The sequence below is a fragment of the Actinosynnema sp. NPDC023794 genome (assembly GCF_040639675.1).
Classification (GTDB): Bacteria; Actinomycetota; Actinomycetes; order Mycobacteriales; family Pseudonocardiaceae; genus Actinosynnema; species Actinosynnema luteola.
Window position 1 is genome coordinate 1 of the sequence record NZ_JBFAFR010000028.1, and the last position, 17,648, is coordinate 17,648.

14 protein-coding genes are annotated in these 17,648 nt (G+C 65.2%); 6 read left to right on the forward strand and 8 right to left on the reverse strand.

Translation table 11 applies throughout. The features are described from left to right. The 5 genes from AB0H12_RS35460 to AB0H12_RS35480 form a co-directional block, all read right to left on the reverse strand. Positions 1-731: ISL3 family transposase (locus AB0H12_RS35460; protein WP_499628774.1), on the reverse strand; the 731-nt coding region annotated here is incomplete at its 3' end. 371 nt (positions 732-1,102) lie between these two features. After that, positions 1,103-4,195: a type I restriction endonuclease subunit R gene (locus tag AB0H12_RS35465; RefSeq protein WP_499628775.1), complete on the reverse strand. Its 3,093-nt coding sequence runs from the start codon at positions 4,193-4,195 to the stop codon at positions 1,103-1,105. After that, positions 4,192-5,421, reverse strand: a complete 1,230-nt coding sequence (locus AB0H12_RS35470) for a restriction endonuclease subunit S (RefSeq protein ID WP_499628776.1) — start codon at positions 5,419-5,421, stop codon at positions 4,192-4,194. The genes AB0H12_RS35465 and AB0H12_RS35470 overlap by 4 nt, the downstream gene beginning before the upstream one ends. Beyond that, positions 5,418-6,230 carry a hypothetical protein gene (locus AB0H12_RS35475; protein WP_499628777.1) on the reverse strand — a complete coding sequence of 271 codons (813 nt, stop codon included), beginning with the start codon at positions 6,228-6,230 and terminating at the stop codon, positions 5,418-5,420. The genes AB0H12_RS35470 and AB0H12_RS35475 overlap by 4 nt, the downstream gene beginning before the upstream one ends. Continuing rightward, entirely contained in the window at positions 6,217-7,797 is a 1,581-nt protein-coding gene (locus tag AB0H12_RS35480; protein ID WP_499628778.1) for a type I restriction-modification system subunit M, read from the reverse strand. The genes AB0H12_RS35475 and AB0H12_RS35480 overlap by 14 nt, the downstream gene beginning before the upstream one ends. Positions 7,798-8,843: 1,046 nt before the next feature. Between AB0H12_RS35480 and AB0H12_RS35485 the strand changes: the two genes are divergently transcribed. Then, positions 8,844-9,311: an HNH endonuclease family protein gene (locus tag AB0H12_RS35485; protein WP_499628779.1), complete on the forward strand. Its 468-nt coding sequence runs from the start codon at positions 8,844-8,846 to the stop codon at positions 9,309-9,311. Positions 9,312-9,498: 187 nt separating this feature from the next. On the opposite strand, the gene AB0H12_RS35490 is transcribed toward AB0H12_RS35485, so the two are convergent. From AB0H12_RS35490 to AB0H12_RS35500, 3 genes are all read right to left on the reverse strand, one after another. After that, on the reverse strand, positions 9,499-9,651 hold the full coding sequence (locus tag AB0H12_RS35490) for a hypothetical protein (RefSeq protein ID WP_499628780.1): 153 nt from the start codon (positions 9,649-9,651) through the stop codon (positions 9,499-9,501). Positions 9,652-10,305: 654 nt separating this feature from the next. Beyond that, positions 10,306-11,448: a serine hydrolase domain-containing protein gene (locus AB0H12_RS35495; RefSeq protein ID WP_499628781.1), complete on the reverse strand. Its 1,143-nt coding sequence runs from the start codon at positions 11,446-11,448 to the stop codon at positions 10,306-10,308. A gap of 306 nt (positions 11,449-11,754) precedes the next feature. Then, a complete protein-coding gene (locus AB0H12_RS35500; RefSeq protein WP_499628782.1) occupies positions 11,755-12,882 on the reverse strand; it encodes a serine hydrolase domain-containing protein in 1,128 nt (375 codons plus the stop codon). A 281-nt stretch (positions 12,883-13,163) separates the two neighbouring features. Here AB0H12_RS35500 and AB0H12_RS35505 point away from each other — a divergent pair, with 281 nt between their 5' ends. The 5 genes from AB0H12_RS35505 to AB0H12_RS35525 all read left to right on the forward strand — a co-directional run bounded on the left by AB0H12_RS35505 (position 13,164) and on the right by AB0H12_RS35525 (position 17,638). Beyond that, complete coding sequence (locus tag AB0H12_RS35505) at positions 13,164-14,387, forward strand: sensor histidine kinase (RefSeq protein ID WP_499628783.1); 1,224 nt, start codon at positions 13,164-13,166, stop codon at positions 14,385-14,387. After that, positions 14,375-15,031 (forward strand): response regulator, encoded by a 657-nt coding sequence (locus AB0H12_RS35510; RefSeq protein ID WP_499628784.1) that lies wholly within the window; start codon positions 14,375-14,377, stop codon positions 15,029-15,031. Before AB0H12_RS35505 ends, AB0H12_RS35510 begins: the two co-directional genes overlap by 13 nt. 535 nt (positions 15,032-15,566) lie before the next feature. Next, positions 15,567-15,746: a hypothetical protein gene (locus AB0H12_RS35515; RefSeq protein WP_499628785.1), complete on the forward strand. Its 180-nt coding sequence runs from the start codon at positions 15,567-15,569 to the stop codon at positions 15,744-15,746. Positions 15,747-15,989: 243 nt separating this feature from the next. Continuing rightward, positions 15,990-16,307 carry a hypothetical protein gene (locus AB0H12_RS35520; protein ID WP_499628786.1) on the forward strand — a complete coding sequence of 106 codons (318 nt, stop codon included), beginning with the start codon at positions 15,990-15,992 and terminating at the stop codon, positions 16,305-16,307. A gap of 5 nt (positions 16,308-16,312) precedes the next feature. Further along, a complete protein-coding gene (locus tag AB0H12_RS35525) occupies positions 16,313-17,638 on the forward strand; it encodes a helicase-associated domain-containing protein (protein WP_499628906.1) in 1,326 nt (441 codons plus the stop codon). Positions 17,639-17,648: the final 10 nt, after the last annotated feature.

The following is a 17,648-nucleotide window of genomic DNA, read 5'->3' on the forward strand; positions in this document are numbered from 1 at the left end:
CCCGCGGCGTCGCACAGGCCGTGCCACAGATGCCACCGGTCGGCGACCTGGACCGCGTGCGGCAGCGCGTCCCGCACGGCCTGCGCGTAGGCGGTGGAGCCGTCCCGGCACACGACCTCGACTCCCCGGTGCGCCCGCAGCCAATCGGCCACCACCCCGGCGCCGCGTCCGGGCAGCACGTCGATCCGGACACCGGTGTCGGCGTCGATCACCACGGTGGCGTAGTCGTGCCCCCTGCGCAGGGCGAAATCGTCGATCCCCAGCACCCGCGGCACCGCGCGATCGGGTAACGGGATGCCCAACAGGACCCGCACCGCGGTGTCCCTCCCGATCGCAATCCCCAGCGACGGCAGCACCCGGGCGGAGGCCCTGCCCACCAGCTCGCGCACGACACCGCGGACCTGTTCATCGAGCCGGACGGTGCGTCGCCGGTATCGCTCGATCAACCCCGGCACCTGCTCCCGGAACGTCCGGCGCACGCATTCCGTGACAGGACGACGCATCCGACGTATCCGCAACCTCACCAGCACCCGACGTCCGTCGACCGGCACATCCGCGGGAATCCGCTCATGGAAGGCATGAACCCGGGACGTCGGCGTCCCGCACGAAGGACACTCCACCTCGTCGCCCCTGGTCGATGCCCGCACCACGATCACATCGCCGGCGTCCTCGACCCCCTCGACCGACAGCGCCGCAAGCCCCGAGAACACCACACCGACCAGCTTCGCCATCTGAGCCACAAACGATCATGACAACACCAACCTGCCCCCTGCTGGGGACCCACCGCACCACCACCGGAAGTGCGCCAGAGCCGCTCGTGTTTGACAGACCCTGCACCTGCCCCTTCGTTGCACGCAGCGCCATGTGTGTGGTCACACCGATGGACTAAGGGCAGCCGAGGAGGTAGTCGAGGCGCGGTGGTGAGTTCGGAGGCGACTTGGTAGCGGCTTGTGCCGTGCCGCTTGGCTGCGGTCGTTCGGATTGTCCTGGTCGAGACTTCGGCGACGAGGCCAGCCTGTTGCGGCGTGACGACGCCGAAGAGCATGGCGTTGGCCAGGAAGAGGTCCTGGTGGCTGCCTGCTGAACGGAGATCGGCCAGGCATCAAACCCCGCCTCCACCAGACGTGAGACCAAAGAAGCGATCGAAGAACGTGGTCAGCTTCGTCAGCACCCGCTGCTTCTTCTCGCCGTGACCGCCGTCGGCTGAGAAGCGTGAAACGGGTGGAAGAACCTTGGTGATTGCCGTGCCGCTAGCCCTGATCTCGCCGTTGCGGAAGGCGGTCTCGATGAAGGCTCGGGTCTCGTCAGGTCTGAGGTTCTCGTCCTTGATGATCGCATTGAGCTCTTCGGCACGGCGCTTTGCGATGTAGGCGGCCCACTCCTCATCGAGGTCGCCTGTCGCCGATATGGAGTCGACGAAGTCTTCGACCAGGTCCTTCTTGTTGCGCAAGCTCGGACTCGCATCGATGGCGTGGGAGATGGTCGCCTGGATCTCCCGATCCTCACCGTCCCCCTTGGCTTCGCGGTACTTCTGGACCAGCTTCAAGATGAAGTCGACATTGATCTCGACCTGCTTGATCAGCTCGATCTCGAAGACGACATCTTCGACGATCGACTCCTTCTCGGCCTTCGTCTCCTTCTTGAAATCCGCGTAGAGGTCCAGGTAGACGCTTCGGTAGTCCTGACCTTGGCGCTCGGTCAGGATCACGTCACCGGCGAAGTCGTCAAAGCTGGTTAGGATGTTCTCTAGTCGCAGAATCTGGCCGAACAGGGCGATGAACGCCTTCTGTGCCGCCTCACCGACGATCGGCTGGCCGAGTGGGAACTGCGTGAGCAGTTCCTGAGCCTTCTCTGCATACTCGGCGTAGTACTCGGCGTACGGCTTGAGCAGGACGATGCCTTTGGCGTCCTTGTTGCCGAACAACGCGATGGCGTCGTTGGTCTCGTCCTCCAGGTCGCGGAAGCTAACAATGTTGCCGTAGGTCTTGACCGAGTTCAGGATGCGGTTGGTCCGCGAGTAGGCCTGAACGAGGCCGTGATTCACCAGCTGTTTGTCGACAAACAGCGTGTTCAGCGTCGTGGCGTCGAAGCCGGTCAGGAACATGTTGACCACGATGACCAGGTCGATCTCGCGGTTCTTCAGCCGGAGCGACAAGTCCTTGTAATAGTTCTGGAACTTGTCCGAGCTGGTGTCGAAGCTCGTGCCGTACAGTGCGTTGTAATCCTGGATCGCGGCTTCAAGGAAGTCGCGCGACGACTGGTCGAGTTCGCTGGTCTCGAAGCCCTCTTCGTCGAGGTAGTCGTCGGCCACCGCCTCGTTGGCGGCATAGGAGTAGATCAGCCCGATCTTGAGCTTGCGGTCCGGCGTCAGGTCAGCCTGCTGCTGCTTGAAGCGGGTGAAGTACCGCTTGGCTGCCTCAATCGAGGCAGTAGCAAACAGGGCGTTGAAGCCGTGGACACGGCGCTCGCCCAGCGAGTAGTGCTCCGAGCGGCGGGTCTTCTGGTCGAAGTGCTCCAGCGTGTAGCCGACGACCTTGGTCAGCCGCTCCGATGCGAGCAGAGCCTTCTCGGTGTCGATGGCCGACACCTGCTTGTCTGTCAGGCTGGCGGAGACGCGGACGGTGTTGACGTAGTCGATGCGGAAGGGCAGGACGTTCTTGTCACTGATGGCGTCAACGATCGTGTAGGCATGGATCGCCATCTGGTGGCCCTCAGGCGGGCAGTTGACCGGATCACCGTGCAGGAAGCAGCCGAATGCCTGGGCCGTGGTGCGGAGCTTCGGGTTGCCGCTGGTGCCCGCGTTGGAGGCGAAGATCGGAGTACCAGTGAAGCCGAACAGGTTGTACCGCTTGAACGCCTTGGTGATGGCGGAGTGCATGTCGCCGAACTGCGAGCGGTGACACTCGTCGAAGATGATCACGACATGGCCGCTGTAGATGTCGTGGCCCTTGTTGCCGCCGATGAAGGTCGCCAACTTCTGGATCGTGGTGATAATGATCCGCGCGCTCGGGTCCTCAAACTGCCGCTTGAGCACCGCAGTCGAGGTGTTGGAATTGGCCGCGCCCTTCTCGAAGCGGTCGTACTCCCTCATGGTCTGGTAGTCGAGATCCTTGCGGTCGACGACGAATAACACCTTGTCGACGTCAGGCATCCGACTGGCGAGTTGGGCTGCCTTGAAGCTGGTCAGGGTCTTACCGGACCCGGTCGTGTGCCAGACATAGCCACCCGCCTTGAGGGTGCCGAGCTGCTTGTAGTTCGTCGAAATCTCGATCCGGTTCAGGATCCGTTCGGCCGCCACGATCTGGTACGGACGCATGACGAGCAGCATCCGGTCGGCCGTCAGGACGCAATACTTGGTCAGGATGTTGAGCAGCGTGTGCCGGGCGAAGAACGTCTTCGCGAAGCCCGTCAGGTCCTGGATCGGCTTATTTTGGGCGTCTGCCCACCACGAAGTGAACTCGAACGAGTTGCTGGTCTTGCGGGTCTTCTTGCCGCCCGACTCGCTGATGTGCTGGCGCCGGGTGGTGTTGGAGTAGTACTTCGTCAGCGTGCCGTTGCTGATGACGAAGAGCTGGACGTACTCAAACAGGCCCGATCCAGCCCAGAAGCTGTCCCGCTGGTAGCGGTCGATCTGGTTGAACGCCTCGCGGATGTCCACGCCCCGACGCTTCAGCTCGATGTGGATCATAGGGAGACCGTTGACCAGGAGGGTCACGTCGTAACGGTTGGCGTGCTTGGTGCCGCCCTCACCCGATCCGACCGTGTACTGGTTGATGGCCTGCAGGCGGTTGTTGTGGACGTTTTTCTTGTCGAGAAGGCTGATGTTCTTGGTTGTGCCGTCGTCCCGCTTCAGGATCTGTACATGGTCCTCCTGTACGCGGACAGTCTTCTCGACGATGCCTTCGTTGGCCCCAGCGATCTTTTGGGTGAAGAACCGCTCCCACTCCGAGTCGCTGAACGTGATGCCGTTCAGAACTTCGAGTTGGGCGCGGAGATTGGCGACGAGCTGCTCCTCCGAGGAGATCGGCAGGTACTCGTAAGCCTGGGCTCTTAGGAGCTTGATGAACTCCTTCTCAAGGTCGGCCTCGGACTGGTAGACGGTGGTAGTCGCGGCGACCGGAACGAACTGTGCGACAACCGTGCTCTCCGAGCTGACGGCGATGGGGTCGTACTGGCGTGCTGGAGCCTCGCTCATGCTGAGAGCTCCTCGAAGGCGAAGAGCCGGTCGCGGTAGTACTCATACTGCCTCCGTCGGGCGTCGCGCTCCGCCGACACGATCACCGAAAGCTCGCTCACCACGGCATCGAGCCCGTTCAATGTCTCAACGACCTGACGCTGTCGTTCAAGGGACGGAACCGGGATCGGATAGTTCTTAACCTTCTTAGCGTTCAGGTTCGACTGCGAGCCCTCACCCAGCGCCTTAAGCCGTTCGTACTCGTTGGCAACCCAGTGAAAGACATAGCGATAGTCAGCCTGCTCAGGATCGATCTGAAGGTTGCAGCACGCCTGGTTGGTTGTCAGCGGAATCTCGTTGATGGCGACCTTTGCTGCGGTCGCACCATACATCGCAACGATCACACAGTGCTTGGGGATCCACTTGGCCGACGAGTTGCGGAGCCCCTCTTCCGTAATGGTCACTCCAGTAGATGTGATGCCGTTGTAGTCGACCTCTTGAGTGCGGAGCCACGGGATATCGCCACCGTAGTAGGCGTCTCGTCCGGACGACGGCGTTCCGCCGGACGAGACCTTCGTACTGATCTCGCCCAACGTAGACCATCGGACATCACCCGTTGTGTCTGTGAACAGCTGATTGCGGTAGTGCTCGTACTGACGCCTCCGCAGCCGCAGCTCTTCATCGAGGTTTGCCTGCAAGCCCGTCGCAAGATCTGAGAACCGATCCAAGATCCGAACGACCTCGTTTTGCACCTCGACCGGCGGCACGGGCACTCGCACCTTGGCGAGCTGCTTGGCCGAGACATCGATAACCTTCGTGCCAGTCGCAAGAGCCTTCTTCTGCACAGAGAACGATGTCGACTGAAACCAGTACGACAAGAATTTCGGGTCTTCACTATGCTTGATGATCGTGGCATGGCCACCAGTCACGATCGGCTCGGTTCCAAGCCAGGCGACCGCCTTACCTACGTCTTTAAGGTTCTCACTCGTGTTAGTGATGATGATGTCGCCTGGATCGGCAGAAGCAAGCTTGCTCGCCGTTTCAGGCGTGACGAACGATAGGGTGTCCTCGGTCCACACTCCGTAGCGGGTGTAAATCTGACCGTAGTGAATCGCACCAATGCCCTCGGTCGTCAAGTCCGCCTTAGGCATGCCGTTGCCGCGCACCAAGACCGCAATGTCCCCGAGCGCCTTGAACGGAACCCCCTCAGGTGTGAACTCCTTGATCAGGTCATCGATCCGACTCACGACATGGCCCCCTCTCCCGCGATCTCATCGATGTTATCGACACTCCAACCGAGTTCATCGATGGCCTTGGCAAAGACGTTGTCGCGATTGACTTCCTCGACTACGCCAAGTACCAGCTGACGACAAGGGTTGAACTTCTTGAGCGCCTCGTCCTCGCTGGAGTTGCCGTGGATTACCTCGCTTAGCTCGCTAAACAGAAGATATCCGTTGGCGGAAAAGCGCTGCGGGATGATGTTCCGCTGCTCATTGACCTCCTGGAGCACATCCTTAAAGGGGCGCCGCTTCCCCTTGGAAGTGGTAGTCGCAATCATGGCGATCTCTGCGACCTCAAGTGTGATCGATTCAAATATCTTGCGCAGATAGATCATCGACCCGGCTCCCAGTCCCTCCTCGTACGCAAGCTGCGCGCGCATGAGCAGGTCCGCAAAAGGTCCAGCAGTCGATCCAACTCGATCGGCACGATCTCGAAGGTTCTCGGTGTATCGCTCGATTTGAACAGTCGGTGCCCGGTCGAACATGTCGCCCTCGCTTCGCAGAAGGAACCAAACTTCCACCGAAGCGCGACACGCGCCACATCTCAGTGTGGTGTCAATGCTGACAGCCTGATCGCCTAAGCTGAGGCACGAGAGTTCGTCTCCCGATTCAAACGTGCGTTGGTCGCCACATTGGCGGCAGTAAAAATTGTGAAAGACCTTGCCAACCTTGATCCGCTTGTGTCGGCCCCAGCCGAGTCGGCGATCGTCAAGAAACCCCTCTACCTGTGCGGGGGTAGGGTCTGGTGCCCTAGAAAGCAGGTCAGACAATCTCATTTCCCCCTGCTTCCAGGCTTGCGACCATCTCATCGATGGCAGACCTGAGTCCCGCCTGCCGAGCAACCACCCTCGCTAGCTCGGCATTCAGATCCGCAATGTCCACCGCTTCTGTGGTGTCCTCACTCTCGACGTAAGAAGCGACGGTAAAGTTGTAACTTTTAGCAGCGATGTCGCTGTTCGGGACCAACTTGGCGAAGTGGTCTCTGTCCTCGCGGGCCATATAAGCCGCGAGGATATTTTGCTGGTTGGCCTCCGAGAGCTTGTTCTTGTTACCCGGCCGAACCGACTCGGCTGTGGCGTCGATGAACAGAACTGAGTTGTCCTTCTTTGACTTCTTGATCACCAAGATGCAGGTGGCGATGGTTGTGCCGAAGAAGAGGTCCGGCGGCAGTTGGATGACGGCATCGACGTAGTTGTTGTCGATTAGGTATTTGCGGATCTTCTGCTCTGCACCACTGCGGTACAGGACACCCGGGAACTCTACGATGGCTGCTGTGCCGTTGACCGCCAGCCACGAGAGCATGTGCATCGTGAAGGCGAGGTCGGCCTTGCTCTTCGGAGCGAGGATGCCGGCCGGGGCGAAGCGCGGGTCGTTGATCAGCAACGGGTTGGCATCGCCCTCCCATTTGATCGAGTATGGCGGATTGGAGACGATCGCCTCGAACGGCTCGTCGTCCCAGTGGGCCGGTTCGATGAGGGTGTCGCCATGGGCGATGCTGAACTTCTCGTAGTTCACGTCGTGCAGGAACATGTTGATGCGAGCCAGGTTGTACGTGGTCAGGTTGATCTCTTGACCGAAGAAGCCCTGGCGGACCTTATCCTTGCCGAGCACCTTGGCGAACTTGAGTAGCAGCGAGCCTGAGCCGCAGGCGGGGTCGTAGACCTTGTTTACTGACTTCTTGCCGACGACCGCGATGCGGGCCAAGAGCTCGGAGACCTCCTGCGGCGTGTAATATTCGCCACCCGACTTGCCGGCGTTGGCCGCGTACATCTGCATCAGGTACTCGTAGGCGTCACCGAACGTGTCGATGGCGTGGCCGTTGAAGTCGCCGAGGTTCAGGTCGCCGATGGCGTTGAGCAGCTTGACGAGCTTCTCATTCCGACGAGCCACCGTGTTGCCGAGCTTGGCGCTGTTGACGTCGAGGTCATCAAACAGACCCTTGAGGTCGTCCTCGGAGTCGGTGCCCTTCGCCGAGTCCTCGATGTTGCCGAAGATCCGCTCCAGCGTCTCATTGAGGTTTTCGTCGCCAGAAGCGCGCTTGCGGACGTTGACGAACAGCTCGCTTGGGAGAATGTAGAAGCCCTTCTCGGCGACGGTCTCCCGGCGACCGAGCTCTGCCTGCTTGTCACTCAGCGTGACATAGTCGAACGACTCGTCACCGGCCTTGCGCTCGCCTTCGTTGATGTAGGCCGCTAGGTTTTCGGAAATGAACCGGTAGAAGAGGATGCCGAGGACGTAGCTCTTGAAGTCCCAGCCGTCGACCGAGCCACGCAGGTCGTTGGCGATACGCCAGATGGTCTTGTGCAGTTCGCCACGCTGGGCCTCTTTGACGCGGTCAACCATCAAGACGCTTCTCCGCTGAGGCAGCACCACGTTGCAGTGGGCTGATGGCCGCGTTCCATGTGTCCTCCATTGTGCCATGCGTACGAACACACGTTCGACGGGCAGTTCGTGAAGATCAGCGAGCTATCCTACCCAGGATGTCACGGACCGCCGACAGAACTGCGGAGCCTCACCGCGACAGACACACCAGCGAACGGCTGCGTACGTCTGGTCAGCGCGAACAGCTTGTAGCCGCGGGCATCCAGTGCAGCGGCGGTGAGCTCGCGCCTGTTGAACGGGCCACGCCAGTCGGAGGTGTGATCCACTGAGAAGTTGGGACGGCCACGTCCGCGCGATCCATGTTCGTCGGGCTGTCGCCTCGAGCCCGTGCACGAGGTGCTGGTCGATGTTGACACCTTCGTCCTGACCAAGACGTCAGCGGCCACCGCTTCGGCTCCCGTGCCGCCGCCGGACGCAACACCGAACATTTGCAGACCAGACGGTCCTGGCTCTTCGTGCCTAACCTCTTCTGCGACCTGTGCGGGCGGAGCGGGGGTGCAGGACTCGCAAACGCGTCTACTACGCCTGCGCACGTAAGAGGGCATACATCCCCGCTGGCCACCCGAGGACCGGGTCGGCTTGGTCGCGGCCAACCGTGACGTCACCGACCAGGTAGACCCGTCCCAATCCATCGCACCGTGGATCCAGACCGTGCGGGCGGCCTGGCTGCTGATGACCCAGCCCGGCATCACCGACGTCGAACATCGACGGCTACCACGGCAACAGCAACGCCGCGCCGCCCGTGACGGCTACCCCGCCAGCGACGTGCACGTCGTGCGACTTCGCACTCACCCCGCCGCCGACCCGTCTGGATCAACCCACACCTCAAAGGTCCCGCCGACGCGCCGCTGGCCACCACGGAGAAGGTCTACCTCGTCGACCGCTCGCCCGATCCGACCTCGTGACCGTCAGGGCCCGCAGCCCTGGATGTATCTGGCAGGACAGAACGGAGCAGCAACGCATGGTCCTGCTACGGCTGGAAGAGAAGCTACGGGCACCCGGAGCCGGTGGACTTCGCCGCTGCCGCGCTGACCGTGGAACACGTGTTGCCGCAGAACCCGGGAGGAGAGTGGCTGGCGGTACTCGCTGAGGATGCGGGCGAGGACGAGTCGGCGGAGGAGCTTCACGAGCGCCTTGTCCACACCCTGGGCAACCTCACGTTGACCGCTGAGAACGCCAAGCTGTCCAACCACCCGTTCCAGCGCAAGCAGGACCTGCTGTCCGGAAGCCACCTGGAGATGAACCGCCGAATCGGCGAGGCCACGCGCTGGGGCATGTCGGAAATCCTCGCTCGCGCCGACGACCTCGCCGATCGGGCCACCGCGCTGTGGCCCGCTCCGGGAGAAGGCAGCCACAAAGTGGAGCGAGGGCGGGACCGGGCACTGTTGCACCAGGCCCTGTTGGTCATGCCTGCTGGCACCTGGACCACCTACGGGATCCGGCCACGCTCGTCGGCTCACACCCCCGGCCGATAGGCGTGCATCTCGCCAACACCTCCGGAGTCGTCAACGCCTATCGCGTGCTGGGCATGGTGGACGGGTGTCGGACACTTTCCGCTGGGGGTGAGGACCGGGGTGACGTGCTGACCGTGCTGCGAGCCGACGGAATCACCTTTAACGAGCAGGGGCCGCCGATCCGGGGCGAAGGCTGACTGTCCGTGACCTAGCCGACCTGTTGGGGATGGCGGAACCTGGCAGCACGACTACCGCGGCGGGTGCCGATGCGTTGGTCGAGCGGCAACAACGCTTCCTCGATCAGCTTCACGAGCACAACTCCGACGCAGTAGCCGCTGCCGTCGTGAAGCTGCTCAAGCACTGGACGACTCTCGGCGGAGTTCTTCAGTTCAGCACTGCACATCGGTGGATCGAAGGGACAAGGATGGACGGGAGCATGAAGGAGGCAGCAGCAGAAGCACGCCACCGATACGGTGTGCACGAGTGGCCCACGGAGGGCCCGCGCGAAATGAACGGTTGGCTGAGCGGTTGGCCGCGGCGCTTCCGGTGCGGGTCGCGTTTCACACCGCGCGTGGGGACCGCGTGTTCGGCGGTTGAGGTCGGCACCTGTTGGTGCCGTTCACACTTCGGTGGGTGGAGCAGATCTGGAGCATCCGGTGGAGTTGAACGACGTGAGACGGCCTCGAACGGCCGTGAACGACACCGGCTGACGTGCTGGTTCGCTGTTCACGCTGGTCAGGGCATTTGTGGAACAGCACTGGCAGAGTGAGGCTCAACTTGTTGGCTGCACTTCACTGCGGTTGGCATGGATTGGTCGTTGTTCGGCGCAGTTCGTTGATGTGTTGCGGTCTGTGCGTCAGAGGTGACTGCGGCGCGCGGGTTGTCTGGCTGGACAAGATCCGGTCAGTGGCAAGGGCTGGGACTGCGGCCCCGCCTGACTCGGCGAAGTCTCACAGGTCGGTGCGGGTGGTTCGTCCACCGCACCGACCTGTGAGCGGATTGAGCACGAGGGTTCCTACTTCGTGGCGCACAGGGCCTTGTCGAAGAGGGCGATGACCTCGTACTGGCGGACTTCGTCGTTCGTCCCGGCGACGGTGACCGCCCGGCCGTCGGGGGTGATGGCGGCGCGGGTCTGGAAGCCGTCGGCGTCGCCGCCGTGGCCGTACGCGGTGGTCCCGCAGCTGAGCTTCATCTCGATGACGCCCAGACCGTAACGCCAACCGTCGAAGAGGCCGGGCGCGTCCACGGTCTGACGCATCTCCGCCAGCCGACCGGGCTTGAGCAGCCGACCGTCCTGCAAGGCGACCAGGAACTTGTTCAAGTCACTCGGGGTGGCGATCATCTGCCCCGCGGCTCCGGCGACCGACGGGTCGAACCGGGTGATGTCGATCAGATCACCGGCGATCGGCTCGCCCTTGTCGTCCCTGGGGAACAGGTAACCCTGCGGGTGCGGGGCACGGATGTCGCGGTCGCCCGGACCCGGGTAGTACGTCTCCTTCAGCCCGATCCGGTCGATGATCTTGTCGGTGATCACCTCGGCGAAGGGGCGTCCCGCCGCTTTCTGCGCCACCAGACCCAGCAGCATGTATCCGGTGTTGCTGTACGCCCAGACCCTGTCCTGCCCCGGGGCGAACGTCGGTGCTTGCGTCAGCGCCGCGTCCAGCATCTCCCGGGTCTCGAAGTACCGGTCCTTGATCGGCAGGATCCCGTTGCCCATGAAGGGGACTCCGGTGGGCATCCCACTGGTGTGGTTCAGCAGCTGCCTGATCGTGATCGCCCGACCGTCGATCGCCGCACCGTCGCCGGTGCCCCGCACCACACCCGGCAGGAACTTCTCCACCGTGTCGTCCAGGGCAAGCTTGCCCTCGTCGGCCAACTGCAGGATCGCCACAGCGGTGAACATCTTCGTGATGCTGGCGATCCGGACGTAACCGTCCGTCGGCACCTTCGACCTCGTCCGGATGTCCCCCACCCCGGCGGTGTAGTCCGTCACCCGCCCATTCCGGTCTCGCACCGACATCAGCAGCCCGGGCAGCGACCCGTCGGCGACCAGCGCCTCCAGTCCCGCCTGCAACACCTTGTCGTGACCCGGCCTCGACCTGTCACCTGACGCGCCCGCCGACGCCGCTTCCGTCAGCGCGAGTCCGGCGACCGCCATCGCCGCCATCGCCGCGGCGACCACGCGGCGCCGGCGCGCGGCACCTGGGCGGGTTCGGGTGGGACGACTCAGATCCTTCGACAAGGGACACTCCCCAATTGAGCGGTTTGCACTGGCTCGATCAGTGTTGTCGTGGTCCCGGCGCCTCACGATCCCTTGTGCTGCACACTTCCGGTACAGCCAGCACTACCTTCGGCGGCACCGGAGGTGGGAACGGGCAAGGGCTCGGGCGCGGTGTCAGCACACCGTGCCCGAGCCCTTGTCGTACGACTTCCCGGGTAGGGGAACCGCCCGTTCAGCCGTGCCTCAGTGCGCGCACAGCGCGGCGTCGAAGAGCGCGGCGCGGTCCGCGGCGACGGACTCGTCCTTCACCGACCCGTTGAGCGAGGTGACCACGAGGGTCGCCGCGCGACCGTCGTCGGTGGCCGCGTTGACGGTCGAGTAGCCCGGGATGTCGCCGCCGTGCCCCCACGCGACTCCTCCGCAGCTCAACGGCGTGCTGAACAGGCCGAGTCCGTAGCCTGACCCGGATCTCGGGTCCGTGGGGATGGTGGTGCGCATCTGGGCCAGCTGGGCCGGTTCGAGCAACTTCCCGTCCAGCAGCGCGCGCAGGAACGTGTTGAGGTCGTTCGGCGTGGAGACCAGGTGACCGGCGGCCCAACCCCAGCTCGGGTCCATCCGCGTGAAGTCGACCAGCTCGTCGGTCGCCGGGTCGCGCTGGTAGCCCCTGGGGTGCCGGCCGCGGATGTCCTCTTCTCCGACCTCGGGCGCGTACGTGTCCCGCAGACCGATCCGCTGGATGACCCGGGTGGTCACCAGTTCGTTGAACGGGCGGCCGGTGACCCGCTGGGCGATCAGCCCGGCCAGGACGTAGTTCGTGTTGCTGTAGGACCAACCGCCGCCCGCGGGCACGCCGTTCTCCCTGGCGTTCGCCAGGTCGAGCAGTTCCCGGGGCTCGAGGTAGACGTGCTGGTACAGCAGGAAGTCGCCCTTCGTCTTGAACATCGAGTCGGTGTAGTCCGGCAGGCCGCTGTTGTGCTGGAGCAGTTGGCGGACCGTGGTCCTGGTCGCGTCCACGCCTGTGCCCCGCACCAGGCCAGGCAGGTACGTCTCGATCGACGCGTCGAGTTCCACGCGGCCCTCACCGACGAGCTGCAGCACGACGACGGAGGCGAACATCTTGCTCGCGCTGCCGATCCGCACCCTGCCGTTCACCGGCACCTTGCCGCCGGTCCGCAGGTCGCCGACCCCGGCCGTGTAGTGGCGGGTCCGGCCGTGCCGGTCCCGGACGGCGGCCAGCGCCCCCGGGTGCCGGTCGGCACCGACGAGCTTGTCCAGTCCCTGCTGGACCACGTTGGGGCGGTGCTCGGCCCGGGCGGCTTGGACCGGGCCGCCGAACGCGAGACCGCTCGCCGCGGCCGCCACCACCGTCATGGCGACCACGGGGCGGTGCGGTGAGGAGGAAAGCCGATATCGCTGAGAAGAGGACGTGAACAAGGCAGACAACTCCTGGGTTCCACGGACGTCGGTCCTGCGATGACCGACGGGATCGAGGCTGCTCACCTCCACCTCGGTGAACAATCCAGCCCACTGGACAACCGGGGTGGTGGTGGCACCCCGAGGCCGTCGTTCAGGCGGGCAAGCCACGACGGGCGGCTCGATTCGCGTGCACCATGGGCTTCTGTTGATCGGTTAAGGTTCGGCCGGGGGGTGGCATGGCACAGGTGCGGAAGCGCCTGCGGGCGTCGTTCGACGCTGTCGCGCGCTTGGTCGGCGGCCTCGGTACGGCGCTGCTCGCGCTGGCCGTCCTGGTCTGGCTCGGCGTGGTCGCGCTGCTCAGCTGCGTCGGTGTCGGCGTCGTCCTGGTGCCCTCCACCCTGCGTGTGTTGCGGGCGGTCGCGAACCGGGAACGGTTCCGGCTCGGTGTCCTCGTCCCCGACCCCGCGCCGCACCAGGCGCTCGCCGCGCTGCGCGACGTGACCGTGCGGCGTGAGCTGGCCTGGCTGCCGCTGCACGCCACGGCCGGCCTGGCGACGGGGTTCATCGGGCTCGCGATGCCGGCCACGGCGCTGCAGAACACGACGTACCCGTTCTGGTACCGCCTGCTGCCGCCTGTGGACAACACCCCCAGTTTCATCTTCTGGGACATCTTCTGGGATGTCACCGATCTGACCGGCGCGTTGGTCGTGGCGCTGACCGGCGTGCTCTGCGGCGCCTTCATCGTCGGGCTGGGGCCAGTGCTCGTCCGGGCGCAGGAGTGGCCGGGCCGGCACCTGCTGGCGCCGCCTGCGGGTGTCGACCTCTCGCTGCGGGTCGCCGAGCTGACCGCCACCCGCGCCGCCGCTCTCGACGCGCACGCCGCCGAGCTGCGCCGCATCGAGCGGTCGCTGCACGACGGCACGCAGAACCGGCTGGTCGCGGTAGCCGTGCTGCTCGGCGCCGCGCGGCGGGCCGTGGACCGGGATCCGGCAGCGGTCGGTGCCGTGCTGGACCGGGCGCAGGACGCAGCCGAACAGGCGCTCGCCGAGCTGCGGGCGGTGGTCCGCGGCATCCTGCCCCCGGTGCTGGCCGACCGCGGGCTCACCGGTGCCCTGGTCGGCCTCTCGGGCAGCTGCGGCGTGCCTTGCGAGCTGGTGGTGGACGTGCCGGGCCGGTGCGCCGCCTCGGTCGAGGCCACCGCGTACTTCGTGGTGGCCGAAGCCCTCTCCAACGTGTCCAAGCACAGCGGCGCCGCGAGCGCCCAGGTGGCGGTGAGGCGGGAGGGGGATCGGTTGCTGTTGCGGATCGGCGACGACGGCAGGGGTGGCGCGGACGAACGCGGCGGGTCGGGCCTGTCCGGCATCCGCCGACGGGTCGAGGCGCACGACGGTCGCCTCACCCTCGACAGCCCGCTCGGCGGGCCCACGACGATGGAAGTGGAGCTGCCGTGCGGATCGTGATCGCGGAGGACGACCCGCTGCTGCGCGAGGGGTTGGCGCTGCTGCTGCGCGCCGAATCGCTCGACGTGGTGTCCACCACCGACACGCCGGAGTCGTTCCTGGCCGCGGTGGCCGAGCACGAGCCGGATGTCGCCATCGTCGACGTGCGGATGCCGCCCACCCACACCAACGAGGGGATCGTGGCGGCTGTCGAGGCGCGACGACGCCGACCCGGCCTCGCGGTGCTCGTGCTCTCGGCGTACGTGGAGCAGGCGTTCGCCACCGAACTGCTCGCTGCCGGCGCCGACCGGCTCGGTTACCTGCTGAAGGAACGAGTGGGACGGGTCGAGGAGTTCTTGAGCGCGCTGCACCGCGTGGCGGGCGGTGGCACGGCCGTGGACCCCGAGGTGGTGGGCCAACTGCTGGCCCGGAACCCGCACACCAGCGCGTTGGGTCGGTTGAGTCCTCGGGAACGGGACGTGCTCGCGCTCATGGCAGAAGGGCTGGGCAACGCCGCCATCGCCGAGCGGCTCTTCATCACCGAGGGCGGGGTGCACAAGCACATCCGCAGCATCTTCGCCAAGCTCGACCTCGCCCCCGACGACCGGGCAGACCGGCGCGTCACCGCGGTCCTCCGCTACCTCAAAGGCACCGGACCGAAGTAACGCCGCTGCGCCCGGCTGAACCTGTAGGCGGCGAGCGGAAGTTGCCGGCTGAAGAGCCCGACACGCCGCGCGGCAGTCGATTGGGGTATCCGGAACGACGAGGTCGACGTGGGGGCCGTGTGTTCGGGGCACCTGTTGCCGCTGTTCACATCGCGGTGTATGGAGCGAATCTGGAGCAGACGGAAGAGCCGAACGGCGTGCGACGGCTTCGAACGGCGATGGACTGCGCCGGCTGACGTGCCGGTTCTGTGTCTGCTCTGGTCAGGGCGCTTGTGGACCAGCACTGGCAGGGTGACGCGCAGCTTGTCGGCGGCACTTCGCCGCAGTTGCCGCGGATTGGCGGTTGTCGGAGGCAGTTCGTTGCTGTGGTGCGGTTCGTGTGTCTCGGGTGTGACTGCGACGCGGGTCCCCTCACCGCACATTTCATTTTGCGGGGCGGTGATCAGGTCGTGGCCTCGGATCCAGTTGGTTCGGTAGATGTCGTGCCGGAACTCTCGGTCTTCTCGCCCGTCGCTATCGAGGCGTAGCGTCGCCGGTGAAGGTCATCGCGTTCGCCGTCCGGGATCGTCATCGACTCGGCAAGTACGGCGGCGAGCGCGTCCGCTTGGTTTTGTCGATGTCGGTGTGGAAGATCCACCGGATGTTCTCGTCGCGCGTGATGAGATCGATTGCCAAGCGCGAGCTTCGGTCCTGTGTGGTTGTTGCTCGGACGTAGCCGCGAGCGGAGGGGCCGGTGGATGGAGAGTGCCGGCAAGAGGCTCGATTACGCCTGGCAGGCGGCCGGAGGCTTCGCGGACTGCCTTCACGTCCTTCCGCTTCCCCGGCAGCGGCCATGCGTCGGGGTCGCCGAGTTCGGGGGTGATCCGCAGCAGGCTTCATGACCGTGAGCGGTGCTCGCGGCCCACGCGGTTGCCGCTCCTCGTGGAAGTCCCGTCACCGAATGTGGGAACCTCGCGGGGTGAGTCGATCGAACCGGGTGGCGCTGGACGCGCTGATCGCGGAGGCAACTGTCGACTGCTATGACGACAGCGAGTGCGTCACAGGCTTCCACGCCATGATCGAGGAGTACCTCGCCGTGCCGTTCCAGACGGTGGTGCTGGGCGTGGACGTGACCGTGACGGGTGTGGACCTGACCGATGACGAGCAGATCGTGGCTGTCTGCGTGCGCGGGAAGTCGGAGCAGCGCATCCCCGTCCTGGACCTGCCGCTGCCTGCTCGACCGTTGAAAGGCACGCAGTGGCTCGACGCCTACCGCCGCTGGGCGAGGGGGACGTGAACGCGATGGACTCGTCGCCGGAGCAGGTGCGGTTCACCGAGGTGGAAGCCCTGGCCAACCTGCGCGCCGTGCTCGAACTGTGCGCGGCTGGGGAGGTGAAGTGCAGCGACAAGACCAGTCGCCCGTCGGCTGCGACTGTGCGCACCGTCGGCGCGCACCTGGTGGACGGTGACTTCTACCCCGAGGAGCCCATCGCGGCGTTCGCGTGGCCGCTGCTGCTCCAGGCCGGTGGCCTCGCCTCGCTCGACGGCACCCGCCTCCGGCTGACCCCTAAGGCCCGTGTGGCGCTCGGGAAGCCGTCCGCCGAGGCCGTTCGGGGCCTGTGGCGGCGTTGGCTCACCCACGCGGTGATCGACGAGTTCAGCCGGGTCGAGCAGATCAAGGGCCAGCACGCCCGCAACGTGCTCACCGCGGCCAAGACCCGGCGACAGGCGGTCGCCGCGGCGCTGGCCACCTGCCCGCCGGGCAAGTGGGTCGACGTGGACTTCCTGTTCACCGCCATGCGGCGCGGCAACATGAGCCCCACCATCGCCCGCACCGAGATGGCGCTGTGGAAGTTCTACCTCGCCGACCCGGAGTACGGCAGCCTCGGCTATGAGGGGCACCACGACTGGGAACTCCTGGAAGGTCGCTACACCCTGGCCGTGTTGTTCGAGTACGCGGGCACTCTCGGGTTGATCGACCTCGACTACGTCGACCCACGCGGCGCGCGCGACGACTACGTCGACAACTGGGGTGGCGACGACCTGGACGCGCTGAGCCGCTACGACGGACTCGTGGCGATCAGGCTCACCGCCCTGGGCGCTTACGCCCTCGGTCTGACCGACACCTACGAACCACCTGAGCCCAAGGCCGCCGGGACCCGGCCGCTGAAGGTGCTGCCCGACCTCGACGTCGTCGCCATGGGCGACATCGGCGCCGCGGACCGGCTCGTCCTGTCCGCCCACGCGGAGCAGACCGCCGACCGCGTCTGGACGGTGTCGGCGGCGGGTCTGCTCAGGGCGCTCGACAACGGCCGCGACCTCGGTGAGTTCGTCGACTTCCTCGCCGCGCGGACCGAGCACGCCCTGCCCGGCGCGTTGCGCACGCTGGTCGCGGACGTCGAGCGGCGGAGCTCGCAGCTGACCGATCTCGGCCACGTCCGCGTCATCGAGTGCGCCGACCCCGCGCTCGCCGCGTTGATCAGCCGCGACCGCGCGATTCGAGCGCTGTGCCGACCGATCGGTGACCGCCACCTCGCCGTCCGGCCGGACCAGGAGCTGAAGTTCCGCAAGGCCCTGCTCAAGCTGGGGCACGTGATCCCGGCCGGAACCCGCGGAGGTGGGCTCTGAGAGGGTTGGG

Excerpts from the sequence above, each read along its gene's own strand:
- AB0H12_RS35525 (WP_499628906.1), top strand. The coding sequence starts at position 16,313 with ATGGACTCGTCGCCGGAGCAGGTGCGGTTCACCGAGGTGGAAGCCCTG.
- AB0H12_RS35500 (WP_499628782.1), bottom strand. The coding sequence starts at position 12,882 with ATGACGGTGGTGGCGGCCGCGGCGAGCGGTCTCGCGTTCGGCGGCCCG.
- AB0H12_RS35475 (WP_499628777.1), bottom strand. The coding sequence starts at position 6,230 with ATGAGATTGTCTGACCTGCTTTCTAGGGCACCAGACCCTACCCCCGCA.
- AB0H12_RS35465 (WP_499628775.1), bottom strand. The coding sequence starts at position 4,195 with ATGAGCGAGGCTCCAGCACGCCAGTACGACCCCATCGCCGTCAGCTCG.
- AB0H12_RS35505 (WP_499628783.1), top strand. The coding sequence starts at position 13,164 with ATGGCACAGGTGCGGAAGCGCCTGCGGGCGTCGTTCGACGCTGTCGCG.
- AB0H12_RS35495 (WP_499628781.1), bottom strand. The coding sequence starts at position 11,448 with ATGGCGGTCGCCGGACTCGCGCTGACGGAAGCGGCGTCGGCGGGCGCG.
- AB0H12_RS35480 (WP_499628778.1), bottom strand. The coding sequence starts at position 7,797 with ATGGTTGACCGCGTCAAAGAGGCCCAGCGTGGCGAACTGCACAAGACC.